The organism is Pseudomonas synxantha, assembly GCF_900105675.1.
GTDB classification, from domain to species: domain Bacteria; phylum Pseudomonadota; class Gammaproteobacteria; order Pseudomonadales; family Pseudomonadaceae; genus Aquipseudomonas; species Aquipseudomonas synxantha.
On sequence record NZ_LT629786.1, the window covers coordinates 4,842,943 to 4,867,702 of the forward strand.

The following is a 24,760-nucleotide window of genomic DNA, read 5'->3' on the forward strand; positions in this document are numbered from 1 at the left end:
TATAGGGTCAAGCGTAGATATACTGGATTTTTATCGAGGAGCCATTGATGCGCATCGGTCAACTAGCACAGCTGACAGGAGCGGATATTCAGACCATTCGTTTCTATGAGCGCGAACGTCTGCTTCCACTGCCAAATCGTCAGGCCAATGGCTACCGCGCCTATGAAGCGGAACATGTGGAGAGACTCCTGTTCATCCGTCGCTGCCGGTCGTTCGGTATGTCGTTGGAGGAAATCGCTGTTTTGCAGAGCTTTCAAGCACAGCCGCAGCAACCTTGCGCGGCGGTGAATGCGCTGCTTGATAGTCATATTGCTCAGGTCAGAACCCAAATCACGTCCTTGCAAGTTCTGGAAGAGCAATTGGTGAGATTGCGCCGCTGCTGCGATAACGAACGACAAAGCTTGGACTGCGGAATACTTTCGGGCTTGGTGGAGGGCGGTTCAACACACTCCTGATGCACGCGCCCCTTCGTTTTTGCTCAAAAATTTAGTTCTTGACCATATAGCGACTATAGGGTGTTCACTGCGCAACAACAGAGGAGACGCCTTAATGGCTAATTGTTGCGATGACACCCCGAAAAAAAGCTTATGCGGCAACCCTGCGGAGACAAGCTGCAGTGCAACGGCTTGCGCGGCACCGGCAGAACCGGTAGGCGAACTGAGCAGCTTTCGCATTGAACAAATGGATTGTCCTACTGAAGAAGCGCTGATCCGCGGCAAACTGGAGAAGCTGCCCGAAGTGCAGGCGCTGCAGTTCAATCTGCTAAACCGGACCCTCGACGTCCGTCACGAGCCGCTGTCCCCGCAGGTACTTGTGGAGGCCATTGCTTCATTGGGGATGAAGGCTGAGCCATTGACCGCCGCGCAGGGCACTCGTGTGGTAATTGCGCAAATGGACTGTCCCACCGAGGAGCGACTGATCACCGACAAACTGTCCGGTATGCCGGGCATCTCGGCACTGCGGTTCAATCTGCTGCAACGAACACTCACCATCAGCCATGAGCCGGAGGCACTGGCGCCCGCGTTGGACGCGATCCGCGCGCTCGGCTTCACTCCCCAGCTTGCGGCCGAAACCAAATCCTCGACCAAACCGCATCCACCGACCAATGCTTACTGGTGGCGGCTAGGGCTGTCCGGGGCCGCCGCCGCATCTGCGGAGATCTTGCACTTCACCCAGTTGGTGCCCGAATGGGGCGTTGCGGCCATTTCTCTGGCGTCCGTGTTGCTGTGCGGGTTGGCCATCTACAAGAAAGGCTGGATCGCCCTCAAGAACCGTAACCTCAACATCAATGCGCTGATGAGTATTGCCGTTACGGGCGCTATTCTAATTGGGCAATGGCCCGAAGCTGCCATGGTGATGTTCCTGTTTGCGGTCGCGGAGTTGATCGAGGCCAAATCCCTCGATCGCGCTCGGAATGCTATCCGCGGCCTGATGGACCTGGCTCCGGACAAGGCGACGGTGCAGCAACCCGATGGCCGTTGGATCGAGCTGGAGGTGGCCACGGTCGCCGTCGGAAGTTTGGTTCGGGCTCGCCCCGGTGAGCGTATCGGCCTGGATGGGGAGGTGGTCAAAGGTAATTCGACGATCAACCAGGCACCCATCACCGGCGAGAGCCTGCCTGTGGAAAAGGGGCCAGGCGATACGGTGTTCGCCGGCACCATTAACCAAGCTGGCGAATTGGAGTATCGCGTCACGGCGGAAGCCAGCCATACCACCCTGGCTCGGATCATCCACGCGGTCGAAGAGGCTCAGGGTGCCCGTGCGCCAACCCAGCGCTTCGTTGATCAGTTCGCGCGGATTTACACGCCGGCGGTGTTCCTGTTCTCGCTGGCTGTGGCTGTCGTACCGCCCATGCTGATGAACGGGATGTGGTTCGACTGGATCTATCGTGCCCTGGTATTGTTGGTGGTGGCGTGCCCCTGCGCCCTGGTGATTTCCACCCCTGTTACCATCGTCAGCGGCCTGGCGGCCGCCGCTCGCAAAGGCATTCTGATCAAGGGCGGGGTGTACCTGGAAAGCGGCCGCAAGATCACGCACCTGGCTTTGGACAAAACCGGCACCCTCACCCATGGCAAGCCGGTTCAGACCGACTTCCTACCCATTGGCACAGACCTGCCATCGGAATACCTCTCGGCGGCGGCGAGTCTGGCCAGTCGCTCTGACCACCCAGTGTCGCAAGCCATTGCCAACCAGGCTGCTGAGCGCTCAATACCGTTGCTGGCCGTAGAGAGCTTTGAAGCTATCGTTGGGCGCGGCGTTCGAGGTGTTATTGACGGTCATCTTTACCAGCTGGGCAACCACCGATTGCTTGAGGAGCTCGGTCTCTGTTCGACTGAATTCGAAGCGTTACTCGAACGATTCGAGCGTCAGGGCAAAACGGTTGTCATCCTCTCCAACAAAACTCAGGTGTTGGCCCTGTTCGCCGTGGCCGATACGGTGAAGGACAGCAGCCAAGCTGCCATTGGCGAACTCCACGCACTGGGCGTGAAAACACTGATGCTGACGGGCGACAACCCCTACACCGCCGAAGCGATCGCTGCGCAGGTGGGCATCGACGAAGCCAAAGGTAACCTGTTACCGACCGACAAGCTCAGCGCCATTGAAGCCCTGATCAACAACGGAGCTACCGTGGGCATGGTCGGGGATGGCATCAACGATGCCCCCGCACTAGCTCGTGCCGATGTCGGTTTTGCCATGGGCGCAGCGGGTACCGATACCGCGATCGAGACTGCAGATGTGGCGATCATGGACGATGACCTGCGCAAGATCCCGGCCTTCATCCGTCTATCCCGGCAAACCGCTGCGGTGCTTATGCAAAACATCGGACTGGCTCTGGGGATCAAGGCGATCTTTCTGGTAGTCACCCTGGCCGGTCACGCCACGATGTGGATGGCGGTATTCGCCGACATGGGGGTAAGTCTGTTGGTAGTCCTGAATGGATTGCGCCTGCTGCGCAAGTGAGGGCGAGATGAACAGTGAACTACGTGCTGCCATCGAGATGGCCTTCCAGCAAGCCGAGCAGGCACTTGCGGCCAAGGAGCCTTGGCGCGCCTATCCCTGGTTGGAGCGCGCCCACATTCTCAGTCAGCGCCTGCAGTGCTGCACGTATGCAGCCATCGGTTGATGCTCCGGGCTGGCTGGCAACAGCGAGACTACCGGGAAATGTTTGGCCAAACCACACGGATAATGGCCGCCTTGCTGTTCAGCAAATCTGGGTACCAATCGGCAACACCAGACGGGCCAGGATCAGTGCATTCCGGTCGATGCCAGTTCCAAAGGATCTTCAACGACTACTGCAAGGTAAGCACCAGTGAAGGCACATCAGGAAGCAACGCACTACGTCACACCTTGGTTTTGGTGGGGGCTGGCGACTGCAGTTGCCACCCTCGATCAAGGGTTCAAATCCATCGTTGAACGTCTATTCGCGTTGGGTTCAACGCTTCCCTTGAGTTCATTTTTCAATATTGTGCATGCCCGGAATACCGGGGCAGCCTTCAGCTTCCTGGCTGAAGCGGGCGGTTGGCAGCGTTATTTTTTCATCGCCATCGCTTTGGTCGTGTCCGTGGTGCTTGCCCTGTTGCTTCGTCGTGCGCACCCCCCGAGCGAATCCTTGGGTTATAGCCTGATCTTGGGCGGCGCTATCGGTAACCTCATCGATCGGTCGTTCCGCGGCTATGTTGTCGACTACTTGGACTTCTACTACCAGACATGGAGTTGGCCGGCGTTCAACCTAGCGGATATCGCCATCGTCGGTGGTGTTCTACTGTTGTTCCTGAGCAGCCTGTCGCAACCGAGTCCACAAGCAGGTCGGACGGGATGAAGGTGCCCGCAGCGGTCGACTCGCCTCGCTGGTCCGGTCGTGCGTGGATTGCGCCTGGCATGGCTATCTTCATCGGCCGCGCCGGGCATCAAGACTGGCACCATCATCAGGCGCACCAGATTGCACTGGGAGTGAATGCGCTCGTCTCCGTAGAGTCCCCCCAGGGTTGCCACACCGGGGCCGCGGTTCGCATTCCTGCGGGTGTTCGCCATCGGCTCAGCGGCGACATCGTCATGTCGATCTACCTAGATGTATTGTCGGATGAAGCCCGGGCTCTGCCCGAGGGCAGAACCCTGGCGCCGCTCGAAATTGCTACGGCCGACGTGACGAGGCTGATCGATGCCTTAGACGAGACGACCCTTGGTGTCCGAAGGGCGGTTCGGAGGGCGTTGGGAGTAATCGACCTGCCGACAACCGACCCGCGCCTGGCTGTGGTCAGCGCAGCCGTGCACAGCGGCAGCGTGCGGCGTGACCAACTCGCCGCCTTGGTGCACCTGTCTCCGACGCGGTTCTCCCATTGGTTCGTGGAGCAGACCGGCCTGCCGCTGCGCAGCTATGCAAAATGGCTGCGCCTCACCCATGCAGTTCAGCTATTGGCCAGTGGGCTATCGATGACCGACGCGGCACACGCGGTAGGCTTCTCCGATTCCGCCCATTTTTCACGAACCTTTCGTGCGCTGCTGGGCATTGATCCATCCTCAGCGCTTGCCGAAGTTCGCCTGCAGGAAGGCTAGCTCTTTCGTTCAAGCTGCCAGCGCGTACCCGCACATATCGTAAAGGCCCACAACTCGGGAGCCCGATAATGTCCAGCATTTCTCGTTTCGCCATTCGATGGTTGAGCTATCCCTTAGTATTTGGCGGCTGTGCGGCCTTCATGGTGTGGGCGTTATACGCTGGAATGCCCTATTGGCCGACATCCCCCCTTGTCGCTGCGGTCGGACTGCTGGCCATCGCGGCATTGGAGCATCTTCTGCCGTTTCGGCAGGAGTGGCTGGAAGATCACCAGGACACCCAGACGGACTTGCTGCACTTGCTAGTAAACCTTTCCGTCATTCAGTTCACGGCAGAAATCGTGGCCAAACTGGGGGATGCGGTACCGGCCTCGATGCGTCTGTTCCCCACTGAGAGCCCCTTATGGCTGCAACTGTTGCTGGTTGTGGTGGTGCTCGACCTGAGTCTGTACAGCATGCACCGAATCAGCCATCAGGTGCCCTGGCTGTGGCGTTTCCACATGATTCACCACAGTGCCGAACGGCTGTACTGGATGAACGGTGAGCGGCGCCACCCCCTCCACGCTGCGTTCATGGCCGGCCCTGGGCTGGTAGTGCTGCTCGCTTCAGGGGCACCCGCGGCGGTGGTCGCGACCTGGTTTGGCATTTTGAGCGTGCACCTGGCCTTCCAGCACTCGAACCTGGATTACCGGGTGGGCTGGTTACGACATGTGTTTGGGGTCGCCGAAATCCATCGTTGGCACCACAAGCGTGACTTCGAAGATGCCCAAGTGAACTTTGGTGAGTTTCTGATGGTATGGGATCGGTTGTTCGGTACGTTCTATGACAGCGCGGGGAAGCTGGGCGAGGCAGAGGTCGGACTGCATGAACAGGGATTCCCGCAGGTCTATTTGGAGCAGCTTGTTGTGCCCTTTGGAAAAGCAACCTTGCCCAAATAAACCGCGATGATACGTGACATATAATGGCATGAGCGTGTGCCTACACCATCACTCGACGGACGAGCTGGTGTTGCTTAGGTTGACGGCCTTGTTTTGATACCCGAGGGGAGCGCTATGGATAGGGACGCACTTGAACAGAACCAAATACCGATCTATTTCGTCGCGGTCATTGCCGCAGCAATCGGTGGGTTCATTGCGCCTGTAGCTGCTCAGGGGTTGAACGCTTTGGTAACGCCAACCATCGCCGTGCTGATGTACGCGATGTTCTTACAGATTCCCTTTCTTAATCTGCGTGAAGGACTGAGCAATAGACGCTTCATGTCAGCCCTGCTGATCGCCAACTTTGTACTGATTCCGCTGTTGGTATGGGGGCTCACTCGGGGACTCACGGATCATCCGGCGATCCTTGTTGGTGCTCTCCTCGTACTGCTGACCCCCTGCATCGACTACGTGGTGGTCTTTACTCATATTGGCAAGGGCGACTCTCGTGGAATCCTTGCAGCCACACCAATCCTGCTGCTGCTTCAGCTGGTTCTGCTACCCGTGTACTTGGCCTTCATGTTGGGTGGGCAGTCCGAAGTCATGATCTCGGTAGGCCCCTTTGCTGAAGCCTTTCTCGTGTTGATTGTTGCGCCGTTGTTATTGGCCGTGATTACAGCGGCGCTGGCGAAAAAGTCGAAAATCATCGGCGCTTGGAACGCCGCCTGGGCTTGGCTACCCGTCCCAGCTATGGCAGCGGTTTTGGTCGCGGTGGTGGGTTCTCAAATCTCCTCGGTCGTTCGCGACATCGATAAACTTGCTCCGGTCATCCCAGTGTACATCGGCTTCATGCTATTGGCTCCGTTGGTTGGCGCTTTGGCTTCGAGAGCTTTCAAGCTGCCGTCCCCGACTGCCAGAGCAGTGACATTCAGCTCGTCAACACGCAACTCTTTGGTCGTTCTCCCACTGGCCCTGACATTGCCTGAAGAGATTCGAGGCCTTGCAGCGGCGGCGGTGATCACCCAGACGCTAGTCGAGTTGGTGGGTGAGCTGATCTACATCCGCGCAGTACCGGCACTAATTTGGCGAAAAAGTTCGCAGACTGCGTCAATAACGCGATAGAGATCGAAACGTCGCGAAATGGTTTTGATGAAGCTTGAATGACTGCTACTGGTCCGATAGCTGCCTGTTTCCATCGGCGGATCGCAGCCAGTAGGCAGGAAGCATCTAGCCCGGAGCTGCCGGCTGAGATGCATCAATCTAGCAGAGCGCTCAGCTCCTTCCGGCTCGCCGCATCAAGGTTGAGCAGCAGAGTGGTCGGAATAGGCCAGTCCCTACACCCAGACGACTAGCTGCATACGCGCTGTTATCTCAAAGCTTTCTCGGCCCGCGCGGATCCAACGAAATTATATTTGACGCAGGCAACTGCCGCTCAAGCTCAGCGATACGGTCATACAGCTCAATGATCTTCGCATCCGCTTCGCTCAATAAACTTGCGAGTTGGTCGCGCTGCCGGGCAACTTGCTCAATCCGATCACGCAGGGCGCGGCTTTTCTGGCGGGCGAGAAGATTTACCTGGCTCAACGAAGGAGGTCGCTCCTGCGCATGTTGTTCCACGTAGGTTTTTATCTCTGCGATGAGACTCGGGAAACGAGATTTCTTAAGCGCCGAAGGATCGCTTCCGGCCTCTTTGGCCACGTTGTTCTGAGTGACCGGTGTCCCCTTCGGAAGAAGCTGTGGCCTATTGAGTTTCAGGCGCTCAAAAGCATCACGATATTGATCAGCAGCGTTGCGGCGAACAGGGAGTTCAACGTTCATTTACGCTCCCTACGACACGACGGAAGCTCTCTACGCTTCGCTGTTGAGCCATCAACGATTCCATTAGCGGACTCCCATCCTGAGCAATAGCAAGCCGCTCTTTGAGTACATGCTCAAGATCATCTACCGTGCCCAATCGTTCTGAGTCATACAGCACACGGTACTGAACAAGACATCGATCAGCCTTTCGAGACGGAAACTCAAACCACTGAAGCCCGCGACTCTCCAAAAACTTCGCGTAGTTCAACAGCCCGTTCAGGTTGCTAGAAACGGTCTTAAGGAGTGCCTCACCGTTGGTGACTCTCTCCATAGCCCATAGATTGGCTTCTCTCCAGGGCAATCCGTCTTCCCAGAATATTTGTGGTAGTCCTTCGATCACTACACGGGAGCTATTCAGCGAGTAGGTAATCAGGCGGTCTTTGACAGAGAGGTCATGCGGACTGAAGTGAATGTGTTCGACGGTAGGCAAGGGAAATCTCTGTAAGAACAAGCGTCAATGTCCATGGGGACGCCATCTAACTTTGGACGTCCACGGTATGCAACTTATTCTTATCAATCGAATACACCTCGATCCGAGGCGCAAACGTCTCTAAAACACGCATCACACGGTTACTGACTTCTTGGTACAAGGCGTAATTTGAACTGACCACTCGCAGGCCGTGAGACTTCATCAGGTGCTTAATTTCGAAGAATGGCGCGCCCATCTTGATCCCCAGCCCACCAGAAGAGGAGTCCTTGCTTTTGGCTATCGGGCAGCGGGAAACGACGCAGCCATCTGAGTTGGACAAAGCAACAACAGGGACGCCTATCAACGTAGGGTCGAAAAGACGCTCTGCGCTAACGTAGAAGCAGTCACAATCAACCAAACAGAAGACGGCCATGAGTCACCTCCCCGTCAACACAAGGTCGGTATGCTTCATCACAAAGACAGAGGCAACACCGGCAAGATGATTTACTGTCTGAGCTAGATCTGACGTAGGTGGAGTGTATTCATCATCCTTGCCATGAGAGACGCTTTGGGCGTTACGGATGGTCCCTACGCCAAGGAAGATGGTGCCTACTCCACGCATCATTTGCGAGGTGGCTTCGTCGATAACCGAGGACTTTTTCAGGATGTCCAAAACCTTGCTACCAAGCTTCTCAATCGCGTCTTTCTGGTAGCCCGTTTCACCTAGAGATTTGAGACACGCTTTCAGTACTGTCTCAATGTGGCTGCAGCTCAACGTGATGGAAAGCTCTGGATCAGTCAGCACACATCCCCGAGCTTTCAACCAGGAATCCGAGAGCATTTTATTGCCCTGGAAGAGCCCATCGAGATCGGCATCCATCGCGGCCTTCTCGACCGTCACAAATTGGGATAGGGACTGAACCACGGAGGCAGTTTTCATGTACTCCCGATCAAGGTTAACCAGGAGATCAGCTACCAGTGAATTCAGAACCTTATGGTCACTGATACGCCTGTGCAGGTCAGTGTCCGCTTTGTCCAATGGGCAAAGGGTCCAGTAATCCTCTTCGCTTGGACAAGGAACCTGTTTCCATCCAATCATTAGCTCCCGTCCAGTGAATGCGAGATAACAAGCTGTGTGCCCCATCGGCTCATGTTCTTGGTCGAGAATTTCATCAAACACTACGGTCTCACTGTTACCACCACAGCCAAGACCTTCAACCAAATCGAGAAGCTTTCGTTCAAACGCTCTCAACCCAAGCAACAGTTGCAGGTTTTCGTTTTTGACCTTTGCTGATCGAGCTGCCAGCTCAGAAAATCCGTCATCACTCATTTAGGTCTGCCACCATTCGCTCTTTGAGTCTTTCAAGAATATAGATTGCAGCAGCACCAACTAAATTGTTGACCAATCGAGCATCATTTTGACTAACTTTTTTATCGCCGCCATGTGCCGTACTAAAATGAGTTCTAAAAGAACCTGTGCCTACACCGATCGACTTGATTCCGCCGAAAAGTTTTTCGATGTCGCCTTTAGCTTCTTTCCCCTCCACTGTGCTAGGAAATGGAAAGTCTTTGACGACTGCAGCCACTAATTCAGGTGCAGTTTTAGTACCTGGCAAAGGCAAATCTCTTTGTTCTAAATAATGTCGGCATATAGACTCGAGAAATCTATTGCTGTGATTAAGCGAATCGCTCGGATCTGTCGCGACCTTCAGCCGCGCCTGTGCCCATTGTTTCTCGAAATATTGACCTTTCATCAGGCCGGTCAGATCTTCCTGCATTGCTTCAGCTTGGACGTCCGTAAACTCAGAAAGCTGCCTAACAGCGCTTTTAGCTTCACCAAGAAAATCATTCAGTTTAGATTCAACGGCGGACCAAATCGAATTTATGGATTCAGCAGAGGAATATTTAACTATATCCTCTTCACTCAACTCGCTCAAATGCTTAGACGTATAGTATCTTTCTTCTTCATTACCGTAATTGTAAGCATCTTCTAAAGAGGATGAAGAAAGCGCGCGAATTTGTTCACCATCAAAGGTCAGAAATCCATACTCGTAATCGTCGAGTCCGATATTACCCAAGCCAACACGGCAACCGCTTGCGTAAAGACGCACTCCATGAACCGCTTCACGAAGATCTTTCTCAACTGATTCCAGCCCAATACGGACCTCACTGCGAGATTCCTGTACAAGCGTCGCCAGCCGTTCAATGGCTTCTTTCCTGGTTGTCATAACGCACTCATTTATCGAGACACACGGTGTAGGTTGTGCAGGACGATACCCCACAGCTCGATGTCTTCCCACTCTCCCACCTCAATGCTTGCATTGAGGGGATTGTGGGCCAGCAGAATGGGCGATTTCCCTAGGCGTTCTCTGTACTCTTTGCAGCAAAAATCAGCCCCAATGACTACGACCACAATGTCACCATCCAAAGGCTCTAGAGCCTTGTCCACCACTAGCACGTCACCATCGTAGATCCCAATCCCCTGCAAGGAATCGCCATCAGCACGGAGCAGCCAGCGCGAAGGCTCACGCAGGCACACCAGTTCATCCAGGCTCAAAGGCGGTTCAGAGTACTCAAGCGCAGGGGACGGAAACCCACACGAAACCCTGCCCACGATGGGCTTTCGCAGAGGATCTACAGGGGGATTGATGGGACCGAGGATGGAAAACATAGGGGCTTGCTCGCACTGTACATACAAACAGTATGGCGCGACGTGCCAGTAGCCCACAAGCGACCTACAGATCCGTCCGACAGACGAGCTTCGAAAAAGCCTAACAGACGTATTCAGACGAAACGCAAACAGCGATACCAAAACTGAAATTAATTAATTGAAGATAGATTATTTCCCTAATACAAAAAATCAAAAAACATAAATGGTATAATATGCCTACAAAAGGAATAAACCTTTTATCAACAGGCCGGAGATAAGAATGATAGTTAGCACACAAGAATCATCAAAACACTTTAAAGCACCAAAGGAACTTGAACCGTATTTAAACATACAAACCGACAAAGAAGGAAAAATAGGAATTACGATTTTAGATTCAAAAATACTTGGAGAAAAATACACACTTGAATTCATGAGACTAGTTAAAGAGGTATCAATATTAAACCACCATAACAATCATAGAAGCATAGAGCTACGTGAATATGATAGCGAAGATTACAAAGTGCAAAAGACCGCATATCAGAAGTTTTACCAAAGCAAAATTAAATAAGCCCTATAGGGCTTTCTCACAATCAAATGCCGCCCCAATACTATAATAATAATCTTGACAATCACATTTAATTCGATCTATATTTTCGCCGTCATTACTGAATAGGTGAAAAATGAATGAATTAAAAAACCAAATCGTAAATCTCAAGAAAACGATTTTCAAAATTACAAAAAATGTATGCGGTTCAGATTCAGAAAATAAAAAACTCGCATTCAAAGCTTTTGTTCAGCTAGCGCTTCATACCGGCATTCACACCCTAGGCGAGCGCTATGCACATCACGGACTGCCATCCTCGATGATAAATCACCACATTAATGTAGGTGAAGCATTGATCCAATATGAAGGCAAACACAAAGACTTAGAGTTCATAGAACTTGATTCACTCATTGAGTCTGTAAACCTATACAACAATATCGTTAAGCAAAATGAACCATTCCTAGATATTCTTTCACTCCTGGCAGAAGAAATCACTATCTCCAAAGCTCAAGCATTTTCGCGGGGTCAATTCATGACTCCACCTGATCTAGCGCAATTTGTCGTAGAATTACTTGATGCTAAAAATGATAAAAATAATGAACATAAAATCAGTGATATTTGTGTTGGTTACGGAGCCTTAATTCTTGCGAAAATTAACAGAGCCTTCAAGGAAAACCCTCAAAGCCTTTGTAAACTAGAGATACTGATTAACGACTTAGACCCATTCATGTGCAATGTGGCAGCACTGCAAATAATCTCAAATACCGTAAACAACAATATAGATGTTAAGCAATTAGTAGTGCTGTGTTCTGACGCAATCAAACAATACAAAACTGGCGAAGTGTCGTTTGTAATAAAGTACCGCACCCCTGAATTAGTCATTAAAGATATTGAAAGGATTCGCGGGGAAAAGGCGGTACAAAAGGTTATTGAAGAAACTAAATTGCTTCTAGACTTTCTTCATGAATCGGTAGGTGCAGCATGAGCCTACCTATCGAACAACAAATCAAAGCACTGAAAGCCTCAATCTTCCAGATCACAAGACATCAAACCGGTGGCAAACGAGCAAAACGAGATTTGGCCTTGTCCATCTTCATCAAATTCAACCTTGGAGTGATGCTGAATCAGCTTGTGGCGCGATACCGTCATTATGGAACCACTGACCTGGAGCTAACCGAACACGTCTTCATTGACGATACCTACATCTGTCTAGACGCAAAGCTGTTCAGCTCAATCAACCTGGCAGCGTTAGCAAGGTCAGCGCAAATCTACAAAGAAGTTGTAGAAGCCCTACCTGCGTTCTCAGATGTGCTGCATTCGCTCATCGAAGACATATGGCTTGATGACCAGAAGGGGAATGGTTTAGGTCAGTACCTCACTCCACCAGACTTGGCTAATCTGATTGGCAACCTGATAGACGTGAGCGAATCCGACCGAGATAAGCGCACCAAGCCGTATGTCATACATGATGATTGCAGTGGGGCAGGTAGCTTGACGTTACCAGCAGCACAGAGAGAAGCCAGAGTAGGACGCCACCGCACGCAATTACTCAATTTAATGGTGAACGACATTGACCCATTGATGTGTTGCGCAGCGGCCCTACAGTTGGTATCGAGCATGGTGGTTCATGAGCATGACCTTCACCAGCTGAGAGTCATTTGCTCGAATGCGCTCACAGAGACGAACCCTAATAGTAAGTCGATGGTAGTCATCAAGACACCTGAAAATGTTCTCTTGAACGTCAAGCTCGCTCATGACCAGCACATGCAGGAAAAGCTTCAACTGTTCAAACATATGAATTCATTGACCAATAGAATTTTAAATAAAAGTTAGGGTTATTTTCACTCACCTACCTGCAATCTTTAATGGTTCAACGTCTTCACCTAGCAAAGCCCTCAACACGTTTGTCTTCTCCCCTTCCTGCAGGCTGTAAGCAACCGCTGTGCAGCTCACAGGCCATGCCACCAGGTTAGCAATCGACAAGGATTCCAGATCCACGGCGTTAGGCATCACAGCAACAGGCCAAGGCTGTATACCCGCGCTAGAGAGTCGATGACTGCCAGCACTGGCGGACGCCAAGCTCAAGGCAAGGAAACCGCACAGAAAGGCTTTGGTGACACAAGCAAGAAACCTCATCAATCACCAAGCCCGAGCTTTTCAAGTCTCTTCTTTCTGACCTCATTCTTGCGCGACATTTCCAGTCCCATCAGAGTTTCGTTGTGTTCAATCACATCACGATTCGCAGCATCAACTTCTTCAATCTTTGCATTTAGCTTCTGATTTATATTCACACCCTTGAGAATTGCCCAAAACAATACCGCGCAAGCGAATGCAGTTAACAACATCGCACCGAAACTTAAAACGGTAAAAACCTTCACCAGACCTAGCACGACGATAGCTACCAAAAACCAATAGTAGTGCTTTTTAGATTGCTCATTCATATTCAAGCCTCCCCTTCAGTGGTTTGTTTATTTTTATGTTCTTCCTTACTGAATTCTTCACGAGCTTGTCTATTTCTCTCTTTCCTTTGAGCCTCGTATTGCTTTGCCTTCAAATTGTTAGCCACAAGATTTTTGAAGCCTTTCTCAAGTGCTGGGACACTAGAACTGATCGCATTTTGCATTCTATTATTCGCAAACAATAAAGCATACATTCTGTTTGCTGAATCATCAGCAGGGGTATCCTCATTACCGATTACTTTCATTGTACTGTCGAATTGGTCCATACCACTTTTATAGATACTGAAAATACAGAAAATGATAAAGATTACCGTAGCAAGAATTGCAAGAATATCTCCAATAAACGACCCATCACTCATACCTAGGATTCCGGCGATTAAACCTTGAGCATTCATATTGTCTGCAGTGAAAGAAATCACTTTCATAAATAAAGCGAGAACGGGCATGTACCAAGCTAAATAAACCAACTTCCAACCAGCTCTTTGTAGATGGATAGGATTACCGCTTATGGCTCCGTAGCTGAAAAGCACCGGTGCTTCGATAAATTTGAAGAAAAACGCGAAGTAGATAAACGAAATCAATCTACCCAACAACATGAAGAATAAGGCCAAAGGAATAACGTACTTACAGAAAAAGCCTAGAGCTGCAAAAACGTAACCTAAAGGCAAATACGCGCTCATTATAATGTCCATGGATTTGAGAGCTATCTGTACTGTCTTACCGCTAAACGAACCTAGGAATTTAGCGATATTTCCGGTGAATTGTCCTGTCTTGATTCCTGCTGATGATGAATCACTAGAACCGATCATCTCTATAATCGAATCAAGAGTGCCATCTGCAACGGCTGTAAGCGCCTTAAGTAATATGATCTTCACGCCAAAATCGAACATCTCATTGCCCAGCATGTACATTCCGCCAGCAAGGCCGATATGGTAGTTATTCGCACAGCTTTGTGGATTTGCTGCACACTCCGCTCTACCTTTCATAATCGACAGCGAGGGATCAAAACCGGCCATCAATTTGATAGAGGTGAAATCAAAACCGATTGCATCCATTATTAATTTGTTAAAGTCAAATTTACTAAACCAGCTTCCATCATCCAAAAGAGTAGAAGGTGTTACGTTGATAATTGCTGAAAGATAAAGCCCTTTATAATCAATCGGAGCAAACGGTACAAGGTTACACGAGCTTGCTTGGCCTTCGGGCCTAACATCCTGTATGCCACAAAGCACCTTTCTATTCACATAGTTATAGTTTTTAATGTCGGCGTTATCCCAGTGAACAAAGAAAGCATTCTTCAAGGTTTGGGTACTGATGTTTTTATTGTTGCGGAATTTCGACATGGATGAAGCTGACAAAGCACTACCTAAAATCCCTTTTGTCGAATTCGTCAGCACCTCATAGGTCAGCATGTCTATGCCTTCTTTGTTCTCTTGCAGTGCTTTCTTTACCCCGATGTAATAAAGCTCGAAAGCCCTATTAGCAGCCGTTAGGTAAGCTAACTGCACCGCTCTGAATTTGAGAACGTCAGCTTGATTTTCGCTTCCCAATATCTCAATTTTCAATGAGATTGGGTTAAGGGTCGCGCACTGCATGTCAAAATCAGAGATTGAATCCCATCCTTGATCACGGTTTAATTTGCTACCCTTCACGTCATTAGGTAATTCATTGTATTGCTTTATCGCACGCCTTGAGGATTCATGCTCAGACCATGTATCAGTGCAGTATTCGTTTAGTTTGGCTTTTACAATCGTATTCTTAAAATAGTTAATAATGTTTTGAAATGAAGCACCATCAGCATCAAAGTCGTGGCCCATGTACGCTGAAAGAAATCCCGATGCAAATTTCGATTTTATCACTTCAGCAACTGATGACGTACTGACTCCAATTTCGTCAAGCTTCAAAATGCCCATCACTTCTTTTGATTTAGTATAAGCATCATCAACAATGGCTTGCTCTTCTGCGTCGAATTTACCATCCACAACATTCATTGAGTTTGTTTGGAAATTGTCATCCATGATTTGAGCGTAATACTTACGACCTAACGTACCAGTATTTTTCAGGTAGGTAGAAGATCCACCTAACATTTCATTGCTAGTCTTTGCCCCCTTTTCAAACATAGACCTCATCGTACCGTCATTAAGACTCTCACCAGTCAATTGCTCAACGTCAGCACCATTCGATCCAATGATGAATTTACCAAAACTAGCGGGATAACCTTTAAGCACTTGGTCTTTGAATGGGTAATCGTCAGCAGACTTTTTCATTGAATAGTCTTTGACTTCGTTAAGCCAATTAAGAATGTTTTTCCAATTTGTTGTTGCGTCTACGTTTGGTGTACCCCAGCTTTTATCCTTCGAAACCTTCAAACCGGCGTCAGCAGAGATTTTAAGTATCTCACCTCTTGTATATCCGGCTTCCCCCAAAGCAACACGATTATTGGCAAACATTGCGTCTATCGTCCTAAGATCTTCCGTAGCTATATCGTTTATCCTCTCGATGTTAGCGGAGAAAACCATCTTCTCTTCAGCTCTGACGAAGTTGTAATCTTCTGACTTAGCAAGCTCTTCTAAATCAGTGGAAAGCGCATGCTTATTCGAAACCATGAATCCAAATATTGCAAACAACAACATTACAACGCTCACAAGGATGAGGTGACAGAAAAGCAGAAGCAGTGCAATCATTCTTACAGTATTGTTTTTGATAGCAGCCTCAAGGCTACCGGTTTTGGCCTTGTCATATAAAAACTTCCAAATAAGAAAAACAGCAATCAAACCAGTTACGCCCAAACCTATATTGGTTAAATATGTAGTCATTGAATCGAGAAAAGGGCTAGGCTTTGAGAAGCTGGCATCAGTACGACCAGCGTTTACAAGAATCGGCTTGATCGCTTTAACAGCAGCAGAATTAGTACCTTCTAAAGCTAGAAGTACGCTTACCCCCTGATCGGCATCACAAGCGAACATGCCTTGTGTTATCTGAGAAGCCAACCCCTTGGATTGAGGTGTTGCTGTCCTCATCACTTCACAAATATTTGAATATTCGAGAGCTTGGGCTTGGTTGCCAACCAACAGAAGAAAAAGCATTGCGAACAGAATTTTGAATTGACGCATTAAGTTTAAGATTTGTTTTCTTAATTATACCATTTGTAAACATACGGAAACGAATCTAGTGCGCACTTAAGAGGAAGAGTGCTAGCAAAGTTGCTTATACCTGCAGCTAAAGCTACTATAGCCAATGCTAGAAAAAAATCGGCAATATTGTGCTGCAGCAGGGGGTCGAAGTGAACATAGAAAGAATTCAAATAGAAGGCGGTTTTTTAAATGGGGTTGATTTGACCTTATCGGCTGGGTTGAATGTTCTAATCGGCGCTCGTGGCACAGGCAAAACGTCAATCATTGAATTGATCCGTTACGCTTTAGACGTCAGAAATATGACAAGCGAGTCTAAGAGCCGCTCTTTAGATCATGCTCGCGCAGTACTGGATGGCGGCGAAATCTGTGTAACACTTAATGATCTTATAGAAAATATAAGCGTAAGCAGAAGCGCGGATGAAGATAAATTTAGAGCCTCTTCAACTTTCACCTCACCTATCATATTGTCTCAGACTGAGATTGAGACTGTTGGTTTGAGTGAATCTGGTAGGCTCTCATTAATCGACGGCTTCCTTTCCAACAGAACCTCGATCAGAGGTGCGCTAGCAGAAACCGCGAATAACATACGATCTTTTTACAAAGAACTAGAAGCGCTAGAAAAGGAAATAATTAGCCTAGGCGAAGGTATTGAAGAGTTTCAAATACTTCAAGATAAAATCAGTCAACTAGAACTGGAACAAAAAAAATTCCTAGGCGAGTCAGATGAAATTTCAATCAAACAGCTAAAGTTCGGAGTGGTTTCGTCGAAACTCTCAGAGTTGAGCGTAAAAGATGAGGTTTTGCAAAGATTTAGCACCACCGTTGAAAATTGGTTCCAAAAATTGGAGAGCCAAGTATTCGAAGATTTCGGACCTGAAGAATGGGATGGCTCACCGGAAGATGATCCATTGTCTGAGCTGCGCATTAAATACTCACAGACAATAATGCAATTAGATGATGCTTTAGGTTCATTCATGCAAATGAAAGAGGCAGCTAAAAACAAACTAGATGAAGTGCATAAGTCTAAAATCGAATTAGAAAAAGAGTCGCGTGCAATAAGAGGTGAGCTTGACCATAACACAGCAGGTGCTGGAGCTTTGGCTCGACAAATTACATTGCTGAGAGCCAATGCTGCGCAAATTCAATCTCGACAAAAGCTTATAAACGAAAGAAAGGCTAGGTTAGCAGCCTTAAGAACTCGTCGTGATTCAAAGCTAGAAGAATTGTTAGAGTTGCGAGCAAACCGATCTACTGAACGTAAAAAAATCGTGGAAGACTTAAACGAAGCTCTGACACCTTGGGTTAAAGTAGAACTTGAAGGTTCCGCGCAATTCACTGAGTACACTCGGGCAATTGCGAACGCACTGCGCGGCAGTGGTATGAAATATAATGAACTCGCTTTAAATATTTCAGAAAAAGTAAGCCCCCAAGAGCTTATGGATTTTGTTGAATATTATGATTTTGAAACACTATCCCAGATTACCAGTATCCCGAAAGAACGCTGTGCCAGGCTATTAGGTGTTCTCGCGGAAACGGGCATATCAGATATTGTTACAAGCGAAGTAGAAGATAACATAAAACTAACACTACTTGATGGATTAGACTACAAGGACGTGGCTGCATTATCTGCAGGACAAAGATGCACTGTAATATTGTCAATCGTACTACAACACCGTGAACGCATGCTGATCATTGATCAACCTGAAGATCATCTAGATAACTCGTTCATTGCGAATACAGTAATCAAAGCGCTAGTCAATAGAAAAGGTTATGGACAAGTAATTCTTTCAACGCACAACGCAAACATTCCAGTACTTGGACAAGCTGATTTGATAATAGAAATGACATCAGATGGGCGTAATGGATATGTTCAAATGTGTAAGCCTCTCGACGATCTGGAGGCTGTAGAAGCGATTACAAATGTCATGGAAGGAGGCGCGCAGGCATTTGCTACCCGTGCGCGCTTCTACGCAGGGCACAGTTAAAAATGAATGCTGAAGAAGCCAAAATAGTTTTGATTGCAGGTACTGTTAAAGAACGCCTACAAGCAGCTCGGTACTTTTCCCAAAACCCTACTGAGGTTAGCACTGATTTATTGCGGGATGCGCTCGCGCAAGAAGGAGTTAGCTGGATTAAAAAAGCCCTACTGCTTGCACTTGAGCGGGCTGATGTTTCAGTCATACGACCCGCTAATGTTGATGATTCGGCTGAAGGCGAAGTAAATATTAAGCTCATTCGGTCCATAATGGCGCGAGCTACTGAAGAAGTCACAGGTACTATCCTTCATGAGTTTAGTACGATTATCGGCGAAATCAACATGAAGGCGCAGTCTGAGTTTGAGCATTTCTCAGAGTCTCAGACGTTTAGATTGATGTCGCGCTTAAAAGAAATTCTCAGAGCAGTTAGAGAGTTAAAACAGGCATCTGCTTCGCCAAATTACAGCGCATTTGATTTGGGTGAGCTGATTGATCAGATCGTAGAAGAGAATCCGAAAATCTTCGAAGAGATAAAACTGCTTGACGGAGGGCTGCGACCGTTTTTGGTTACTGCAGATCGAGGCTCTATGTATCTGGCAATCATCAACGGATTGAGAAATGCTAATGAAGCAGTTCTTAGCTATAGCAGAAAGAACCCGCCCGAAGTGTTGCTAACATGGGGTCGTGCGGGAGATGAGGTTTTTTTCGCCATTATTGATTCAGGTTCAGGCTTTAAAGGTAACCCTATTGACGCGATGAAGATTGGAGTTTCGAATAAAGATAGAAATCTCCATACGGGATATGGTCTCGCCACTGCGTCCAGTGCAATGAAAGCTATGGAGGGTGAATTATCACTTTCCAACAGCCTTGAGGGTGGCGCAAAGTTTGAACTTAGATGGTACAAAGATAATGAAACTACTACTAGTTGAAGATAATAAATCGTATGCCGAAACGCTTATAGAGCAGATTTCGAGAATAGAAGAGAATATTGACATTTTTCTAGCCGAAAGCCGTGATAGTGCGCTCTCATTTCTGAATGAGGTCTTTTTTGACCTAGTAATTCTTGATCTCGAAATTCCTACTACCGATGGTTCTTTCGATTTAGAAGTTGAGCATGGGCATCAAGTTTTTTATACCGCAGGTAGTTTAACGCCAGGCACACCGGTCTATATCTTAACCGGGTCCAACCCAGATGCATTTCTTAGAGGGCTCGCTAGGAAAGGTCAAAGTATAGACTTATGGGGTGACGGTACATTGGTGCCAACTGTAGCCTATTATTTAAAAGAGGACGGCAATCAACTAATCGCAGAAATTAGGGATATTGCATCGCGCATAGCTCTCACTGACGCTATTCGCATAAATACCGGTGCCAACGCAATCGATCTTACGCAAGAGCAAAAAAGGGCCATTAAGGTATTTACAAGAGCAAACGGTGGCAGCTTTTGTAAGTTAAAGAAATTAGGCGGTTTATCAGATGCAATAGTACTGAAGATCAGTGTGATGGATCAGGCAGGCCGTGTTAGATGTGAATGTGTCGGTAAATTAGGTCTTGCAAGGCATGTCAAGAAGGAGATCGCTGCATATGAAGCAGAGGTAAAACATCTGCGACTGGGAACCTTTGCGCCGGTAATGAGTTATAATGATCAGGGACTTCGTGGCTTTTCTGCTATTTTTTATGTCTTGGCAGATGAACATACCGATACTTTTTTTCAGTTAGCCTTAACCAACCCTGCAGCAGCCCTTGATGTACTTGGCCGGATACGCACTGCTTTAGCACGCTGGTCAGACACGAGAAATGTCAAACCGGTGAAAATAAAAGACATTCGCAGGCGGATCTTGAGTGATGAAAACTTTCAAAATATCATTACTACTCACTCTCTTGAAATACTTTTAGATTTAGAAGAGAGGACTGTTGAAATCTCAGAAGCTTGCATTCATGGTGATTTACATGGAGGAAACATACTAGTCAATGGTGATAACACTCCGGTGCTTATCGACTTTGGCGACGTGGGTACTGGCTATACTTGCCTTGACCCAATAACCCTTGAGCTTAGTTTAATATTCCATCCTGATGCCAGAGCGAACGGATTAGCTACCCTGCTTGAATCATCAGGTGAAAGTTGGCTTGACCTAAATATCTACGCAAAGGATTCACCACTTTATCAAGTGGTTAAGTATTGCAGGGAATGGGCCTATGACGTCGCCCCTCATGATGAATCAGTTTTGAGCATGGCGTATTTATTTGTCTTGAAGCAGTTCAAATATGACACTGTTCCACCCGAAGTGCTTAATAAGATCCTAAAAGGGATAATTAATAGACTCAATGATTAGCGGTGACGCTTACTCATTTAAGTCTATTCCTCCCCCCAAATATAATCCGGCGCCAGGTATACGGCGCCGCAGTTTATATTTACAAAATGCTAATTATTTTAAGATATTCACTTCATTATAGGCGTCAGCCTGTATCACATTAAGCTGTGCAGACCAAAAGCACACAGCGGCACCCAGGACGATGAGACTTACCACTACAGGTACGTGGAGGGCGAAGGCTATGGCGAGCATCACAGAGGGCACCAGGAAGCACACAACGCCGTCTTTGATGATTGCTTTGTGCTGTGCCACGTACTGGCCGGGTGCAAGGATATTGCTTGATAGGATCTTGCCTGAAAGCGCGAGAGCAGGAGTAAACCCGCCTTCATAGCCATCATCCTTTTTGGCGCATTTGGCTCTTAGCATTGCTAGGGAGGAAACGCCTAGTAAGCTCATTAAAAACACCAAGGAGAATAGATAGAAGGCGAAGCTTGTACTGAAGGATTCTTTGAGGAAGAAAGCAATTATCGTTTTGATCACGAAGCCACCCATAACGGCAATGGGTAGGATTCGGACAAGGTTCATGCCTACACCCTCAAGGAGATTCCTTTTTACGTGCAGTAGACTTTTGATTTCGGAATCTGTTGGTTGATTTTTCATTTGTAGTAAAGTTTGTTTATGTTCCAATTATACCATACTAAAAACCACAACCAGCGCATTTGGGGAAACTCAAAAAAATTACGACTGTAGACCTTGAAGAATAGGCTCCAGCTTTGCCCTAAACTCATTAGCCAGACTCCGCTCATGACTATTAGGCAAAGAACCCTTATAGGCACGGTCAGCTTCCATCATAAATTCTTTAATCATTGATATTTGCTTTGCTTTATCCTTAAACGAATTAACGCAAAGCTTTGAACTCAAAGCTGTATTCATCGTTTGCCATGCATCTAAAAACATACGTTGACCAACAGCATCTTTGGCCTGATCAACCCAATGATGAATCCGCTCTAAAGAAAAAATAATGGGATATTTTCTTATAGGGACCAGGCTATGCTTCGGAGGCAATTGCGATTGGAAATTAAGAATTAGCGCTTTACGAAGCTCGGCGCTTTCTGAAAGATGGTTAACGCTTTCTACTGGATGATTACCAGTGAACACAAGGAAAGCGTTAAGAACTACTGTCACCCGATTTATGTATTCATCTATAGAATAAATATTGATTCCGAGATTCTTTCCATCCAGTGCCAAATCGCCTTCAAAATCTTCTTCAACATGAAAAAAACTAAGCGAGTTAGGCATTAGTATTAAATGCTTAATTAAATTGTCTGCGTCCGCTGGAATCCAAGATTTATTCCTTAGCAATTTTTTCATTTGAACGAAGCTTGAAAACATATTTGATAAATCATCAACCTTTGCTAATTCGCCGCCTACAATCTGCACCCTAAACGAGCATTCTAGAGGCGAGTTCTGAGGAAAGATATTATGATAGAGCTTGTCAGGATTTTTGAATTTTATTTTGTTATCCAGGCTTTCTTCGATCTCTTTCAGACGCTCAAGAAACAGCTTACGATGGTTTAAATACTGCTCAAAGGTCATGGCTTCAATTTGCTTCGATGTGACCTTCTGCTGCTCTTTAAATTGCGCGTTTAGGAACAACAGAGTAGCTATGGTTGCGGTGCTGCCGAAGAAAGTAAATACTCCGGCAAGCATCGAGCCGAAACTACTCCATGCTGCATGTTCATGTGAGCGTGGTCCGAGGCTTAATGCATAGGTAGTGAAGATGGCAACAATGACTAAAAAGCCAACACCTATTAGCGCTGAAATCCATGGATACTCGCCGATGCTTTTCCATATTTTTCTATGCATCAAATTCGTCCTACAGAATGCATTTCCTTAAAAAACAGAATCAAAAGGATGAACATCACAAACGAAAATATCCACAGAATTACTCTATCCCTTTCGGACATTTCTATATTTGAGATTTGGTAAAAGGCTCGGTTGATTCCTAGCCAATAAGCTATGCCGCCAACACACATTACAACTACCCCAGTGGTCAAACCTGATCTAGAGTAATATATAATGCAAAACGCCAAAGAAGAGAGTCCCACTCCAACAAAGTAATTTGTCAACTCGATAATTTTGTCTAGAGTCCGTTGTTTGAATGTATTTTTTTTTACAGATCCAAAGAGCAAAGCAACAAGCATGCAAACAGCCCCGATAAATGCGCCCCAGGATATTAAGGGGAAGGATGCATTAGCCTCGACAAAACTATCAAATTTTAAGCATAGGAATGCAAGCCCCAGTGCCAATCCAACAAGGAAAGGTTTGAAGCTAACAAGTACATACTTTTCTAAAAATTCTGATTTCATAACCGTCCCTAGCTTGAGTGAAATTTTCAGCATTCTACTCAAGGCGATGGCACTCCGATAGCACATCTCTCACCGCGCTGGAGCAGAGCCAGCTATACCGCGCCATCAGCCTATCCCAGGGCACACCAAATCACACAGTCCTACCTCTCCATGGATCTGGCTGAAAGCTCTTATCGCTTCTAAATGACGTACACAAATCATCCAAACGAAGCGCATCAGGCCACATCGAACACGCCATCTTGTCGAGCCGATTCCGGCTGCGCAGCGGTCGGGTGCCTCACTCACTACCCTCCACCCTTCGGATGACCACGACAGCGGGGATTCCACTAAAAGCTACGCACCATTGGGTAAGTATTGGTTATTCAATAAAGCTATTTATAAGCATTTTTTAGAGCAGGCAAGGTCAGGTTGTTAATTGACAAGTCAATTAAAACAATCTAGCGCACTCCGTTTGTTTGGATACCGCATTCTACAAGGCTTTCATTAAATCAGTGATGACAAAAATCATACATAAATCAATAAAAAGTGAAAGCATGTTAAAAGGCATCAATAGAATAAAGTGCGCTACTGAAATGCTATAATCTAAAGTACAACAATCTTTATTCATCATGATAATCACACACCTAAAAAACTATTTTCGACTTATAAGGCTTGGCAAAAAATTACGCTCCAAAGAATCCTACAAAATCTTAATCACATACAGAAACTCTGTAGAGGACAACATTCGTGACGTGCTTAAAGAAATAGAGAGAACGCAGCCCCATAAACTACGCAAAGCACTCTTCAAATCTGTAAAAGCTAGGGCCGAGGAATACACACCATTAGCTATGAACCTCGCTAGGTTAAACGCTTCAAAACTCGAAATAGACAATGCCATCTTGGACTACAAATATCTCTACTTCATGAACCCGGTTAAGCAAAGAGCCCTAATCTACAACTATGATTTACTCGACCTTTTGAAACTGCAAATCACATTCGTATTGTTAACTATTCTTTTAAGTATTGCCTCAGTCAATCACTTTGACAAAATCATCGCCGGAATAATTGCAAGTGTTGTTTTTATTTACACTCTACAAATGAAATCCAACAGAACAATTTGCGAAATTAAAAATGCTATAATAGATACAAACAAACAACATAAAAAATGACAATCACAAAAACCATTTCCGATCTAAAAGCCGACATTATCGAAAAACAAAACGAGTTTACAACGCTAGCTTCGGAAATAAAAAAACTAGAAGATCAGGCTAGTACCATTCGCGCAAGCAGAGACAAATTCGGTGAAACCCTACTGAAGAAATCTTCCACAGACGAAGCAAAAGCCAGGGCTGAAAAATCCTACGACAACAAAACCAAATTGCTTGAAAGAAATGAGTCTATAAAGAAGTTAAAAACAGAAGCCCGAGGAAAAATCACGTCAGAAATAAGCGCTATTGAATATTCGATCTCAGTAATAGAAGCACTAGAGTTTGTCGAAGAAATGAAGGCCCTGACTTCAATCAAGGACACTGCCAAGTTAAGAGAAGCCTTCAGGACAAAACTCCAGCCGCAGCACACAACGAATAACAGCCCCCATCAGTGAGG

At 47.2% G+C, this 24,760-nt stretch carries 24 protein-coding genes and 2 pseudogenes; 15 read left to right on the top strand and 11 right to left on the bottom strand.

Features of this window, described 5'->3' with window-relative positions:
- The first annotated feature begins 47 nt into the window (after window positions 1–47).
- From cadR to BLU48_RS22460, 7 genes and pseudogenes are all read left to right on the top strand, one after another.
- Window positions 48–455 (top strand): Cd(II)/Pb(II)-responsive transcriptional regulator, encoded by a 408-nt coding sequence (gene cadR, locus BLU48_RS22430; protein ID WP_078467797.1) that lies wholly within the window; start codon window positions 48–50, stop codon window positions 453–455.
- Between the two features lie 226 nt (window positions 456–681).
- Window positions 682–2,961, top strand: a complete 2,280-nt coding sequence (locus tag BLU48_RS22435; RefSeq protein ID WP_044268187.1) for a heavy metal translocating P-type ATPase — start codon at window positions 682–684, stop codon at window positions 2,959–2,961.
- 7 nt (window positions 2,962–2,968) lie between these two features.
- Window positions 2,969–3,314: pseudogene (locus BLU48_RS22440) on the top strand (DUF3703 domain-containing protein).
- Window positions 3,311–3,820, top strand: a complete 510-nt coding sequence (gene lspA, locus BLU48_RS22445; protein WP_044268189.1) for a signal peptidase II — start codon at window positions 3,311–3,313, stop codon at window positions 3,818–3,820. The pseudogene BLU48_RS22440 and the gene lspA overlap by 4 nt, the downstream one beginning before the upstream one ends.
- A gap of 59 nt (window positions 3,821–3,879) precedes the next feature.
- Window positions 3,880–4,554: a helix-turn-helix transcriptional regulator gene (locus BLU48_RS22450; protein ID WP_231988985.1), complete on the top strand. Its 675-nt coding sequence runs from the start codon at window positions 3,880–3,882 to the stop codon at window positions 4,552–4,554.
- Between the two features lie 68 nt (window positions 4,555–4,622).
- Window positions 4,623–5,489: a sterol desaturase family protein gene (locus tag BLU48_RS22455; protein ID WP_054897301.1), complete on the top strand. Its 867-nt coding sequence runs from the start codon at window positions 4,623–4,625 to the stop codon at window positions 5,487–5,489.
- 114 nt (window positions 5,490–5,603) lie between these two features.
- Window positions 5,604–6,590, top strand: a complete 987-nt coding sequence (locus BLU48_RS22460; RefSeq protein ID WP_044268193.1) for an arsenic resistance protein — start codon at window positions 5,604–5,606, stop codon at window positions 6,588–6,590.
- A 249-nt stretch (window positions 6,591–6,839) separates the two neighbouring features.
- Here the strand turns inward: BLU48_RS22460 and BLU48_RS22465 are convergent, their stop codons facing one another.
- The 6 genes and pseudogenes from BLU48_RS22465 to BLU48_RS22490 all read right to left on the bottom strand — a co-directional run bounded on the left by BLU48_RS22465 (window position 6,840) and on the right by BLU48_RS22490 (window position 10,405).
- Window positions 6,840–7,286, bottom strand: coding sequence for a hypothetical protein (locus tag BLU48_RS22465; protein ID WP_044268196.1), 447 nt, complete (start codon window positions 7,284–7,286; stop codon window positions 6,840–6,842).
- Between the two features lie 157 nt (window positions 7,287–7,443).
- Window positions 7,444–7,776: pseudogene (locus BLU48_RS32580) on the bottom strand (site-specific integrase); the annotation flags it as partial.
- Between the two features lie 25 nt (window positions 7,777–7,801).
- Window positions 7,802–8,167 carry a Y-family DNA polymerase gene (locus BLU48_RS22475; protein WP_057021726.1) on the bottom strand — a complete coding sequence of 122 codons (366 nt, stop codon included), beginning with the start codon at window positions 8,165–8,167 and terminating at the stop codon, window positions 7,802–7,804.
- A gap of 3 nt (window positions 8,168–8,170) precedes the next feature.
- Complete coding sequence (locus BLU48_RS22480) at window positions 8,171–9,064, bottom strand: abortive infection family protein (RefSeq protein ID WP_057021727.1); 894 nt, start codon at window positions 9,062–9,064, stop codon at window positions 8,171–8,173.
- Window positions 9,057–9,962, bottom strand: a complete 906-nt coding sequence (locus tag BLU48_RS22485) for an abortive infection family protein (RefSeq protein ID WP_082636605.1) — start codon at window positions 9,960–9,962, stop codon at window positions 9,057–9,059. Before BLU48_RS22485 ends, BLU48_RS22480 begins: the two co-directional genes overlap by 8 nt.
- Before the next feature lie 11 nt (window positions 9,963–9,973).
- On the bottom strand, window positions 9,974–10,405 hold the full coding sequence (locus BLU48_RS22490) for a LexA family protein (protein ID WP_032899762.1): 432 nt from the start codon (window positions 10,403–10,405) through the stop codon (window positions 9,974–9,976).
- Between the two features lie 259 nt (window positions 10,406–10,664).
- Here BLU48_RS22490 and BLU48_RS31795 point away from each other — a divergent pair, with 259 nt between their 5' ends.
- The 3 genes from BLU48_RS31795 to BLU48_RS22500 all read left to right on the top strand — a co-directional run bounded on the left by BLU48_RS31795 (window position 10,665) and on the right by BLU48_RS22500 (window position 12,761).
- Entirely contained in the window at window positions 10,665–10,952 is a 288-nt protein-coding gene (locus tag BLU48_RS31795) for a hypothetical protein (protein ID WP_138233651.1), read from the top strand.
- A 112-nt stretch (window positions 10,953–11,064) separates the two neighbouring features.
- A complete protein-coding gene (locus BLU48_RS22495) occupies window positions 11,065–11,913 on the top strand; it encodes an N-6 DNA methylase (RefSeq protein WP_057021728.1) in 849 nt (282 codons plus the stop codon).
- Window positions 11,910–12,761, top strand: coding sequence for an N-6 DNA methylase (locus tag BLU48_RS22500; RefSeq protein ID WP_057021729.1), 852 nt, complete (start codon window positions 11,910–11,912; stop codon window positions 12,759–12,761). The genes BLU48_RS22495 and BLU48_RS22500 overlap by 4 nt, the downstream gene beginning before the upstream one ends.
- Before the next feature lie 302 nt (window positions 12,762–13,063).
- On the opposite strand, the gene BLU48_RS22510 is transcribed toward BLU48_RS22500, so the two are convergent.
- Together BLU48_RS22510 and BLU48_RS22515 are read right to left on the bottom strand one after the other, a co-directional pair.
- Complete coding sequence (locus BLU48_RS22510; protein WP_057021731.1) at window positions 13,064–13,369, bottom strand: hypothetical protein; 306 nt, start codon at window positions 13,367–13,369, stop codon at window positions 13,064–13,066.
- Window positions 13,370–13,371: 2 nt separating this feature from the next.
- Complete coding sequence (locus BLU48_RS22515) at window positions 13,372–16,500, bottom strand: hypothetical protein (RefSeq protein WP_106110952.1); 3,129 nt, start codon at window positions 16,498–16,500, stop codon at window positions 13,372–13,374.
- A 170-nt stretch (window positions 16,501–16,670) separates the two neighbouring features.
- On the opposite strand from BLU48_RS22515, the gene BLU48_RS22520 reads away from it, so the two are divergent.
- From BLU48_RS22520 to BLU48_RS22535, 3 genes are read left to right on the top strand one after another with little or no spacing between them, the layout of a single operon-like run.
- Complete coding sequence (locus tag BLU48_RS22520; RefSeq protein WP_138233652.1) at window positions 16,671–18,506, top strand: SMC family protein; 1,836 nt, start codon at window positions 16,671–16,673, stop codon at window positions 18,504–18,506.
- Window positions 18,507–18,508: 2 nt separating this feature from the next.
- A complete protein-coding gene (locus tag BLU48_RS22530; protein ID WP_138233653.1) occupies window positions 18,509–19,426 on the top strand; it encodes an ATP-binding protein in 918 nt (305 codons plus the stop codon).
- Window positions 19,407–20,828, top strand: coding sequence for a phosphotransferase (locus BLU48_RS22535; RefSeq protein ID WP_057021735.1), 1,422 nt, complete (start codon window positions 19,407–19,409; stop codon window positions 20,826–20,828). Before BLU48_RS22530 ends, BLU48_RS22535 begins: the two co-directional genes overlap by 20 nt.
- 93 nt (window positions 20,829–20,921) lie before the next feature.
- On the opposite strand, the gene BLU48_RS22540 is transcribed toward BLU48_RS22535, so the two are convergent.
- From BLU48_RS22540 to BLU48_RS22550, 3 genes are all read right to left on the bottom strand, one after another.
- Window positions 20,922–21,392 (bottom strand): hypothetical protein, encoded by a 471-nt coding sequence (locus tag BLU48_RS22540; RefSeq protein ID WP_231988986.1) that lies wholly within the window; start codon window positions 21,390–21,392, stop codon window positions 20,922–20,924.
- Window positions 21,393–21,545: 153 nt separating this feature from the next.
- Complete coding sequence (locus tag BLU48_RS22545; RefSeq protein WP_138233654.1) at window positions 21,546–22,673, bottom strand: hypothetical protein; 1,128 nt, start codon at window positions 22,671–22,673, stop codon at window positions 21,546–21,548.
- On the bottom strand, window positions 22,673–23,218 hold the full coding sequence (locus BLU48_RS22550; RefSeq protein WP_138233655.1) for a hypothetical protein: 546 nt from the start codon (window positions 23,216–23,218) through the stop codon (window positions 22,673–22,675). The genes BLU48_RS22545 and BLU48_RS22550 overlap by 1 nt, the downstream gene beginning before the upstream one ends.
- Window positions 23,219–23,907: 689 nt before the next feature.
- On the opposite strand from BLU48_RS22550, the gene BLU48_RS22555 reads away from it, so the two are divergent.
- Together BLU48_RS22555 and BLU48_RS22560 are read left to right on the top strand one after the other, a co-directional pair.
- The gene (locus BLU48_RS22555; protein ID WP_231988987.1) at window positions 23,908–24,324 is read left to right on the top strand and encodes a hypothetical protein; all 417 of its coding nucleotides are present in this window, start codon (window positions 23,908–23,910) and stop codon (window positions 24,322–24,324) included.
- Window positions 24,321–24,758 carry a hypothetical protein gene (locus tag BLU48_RS22560; RefSeq protein WP_057021740.1) on the top strand — a complete coding sequence of 146 codons (438 nt, stop codon included), beginning with the start codon at window positions 24,321–24,323 and terminating at the stop codon, window positions 24,756–24,758. The genes BLU48_RS22555 and BLU48_RS22560 overlap by 4 nt, the downstream gene beginning before the upstream one ends.
- Window positions 24,759–24,760: the final 2 nt, after the last annotated feature.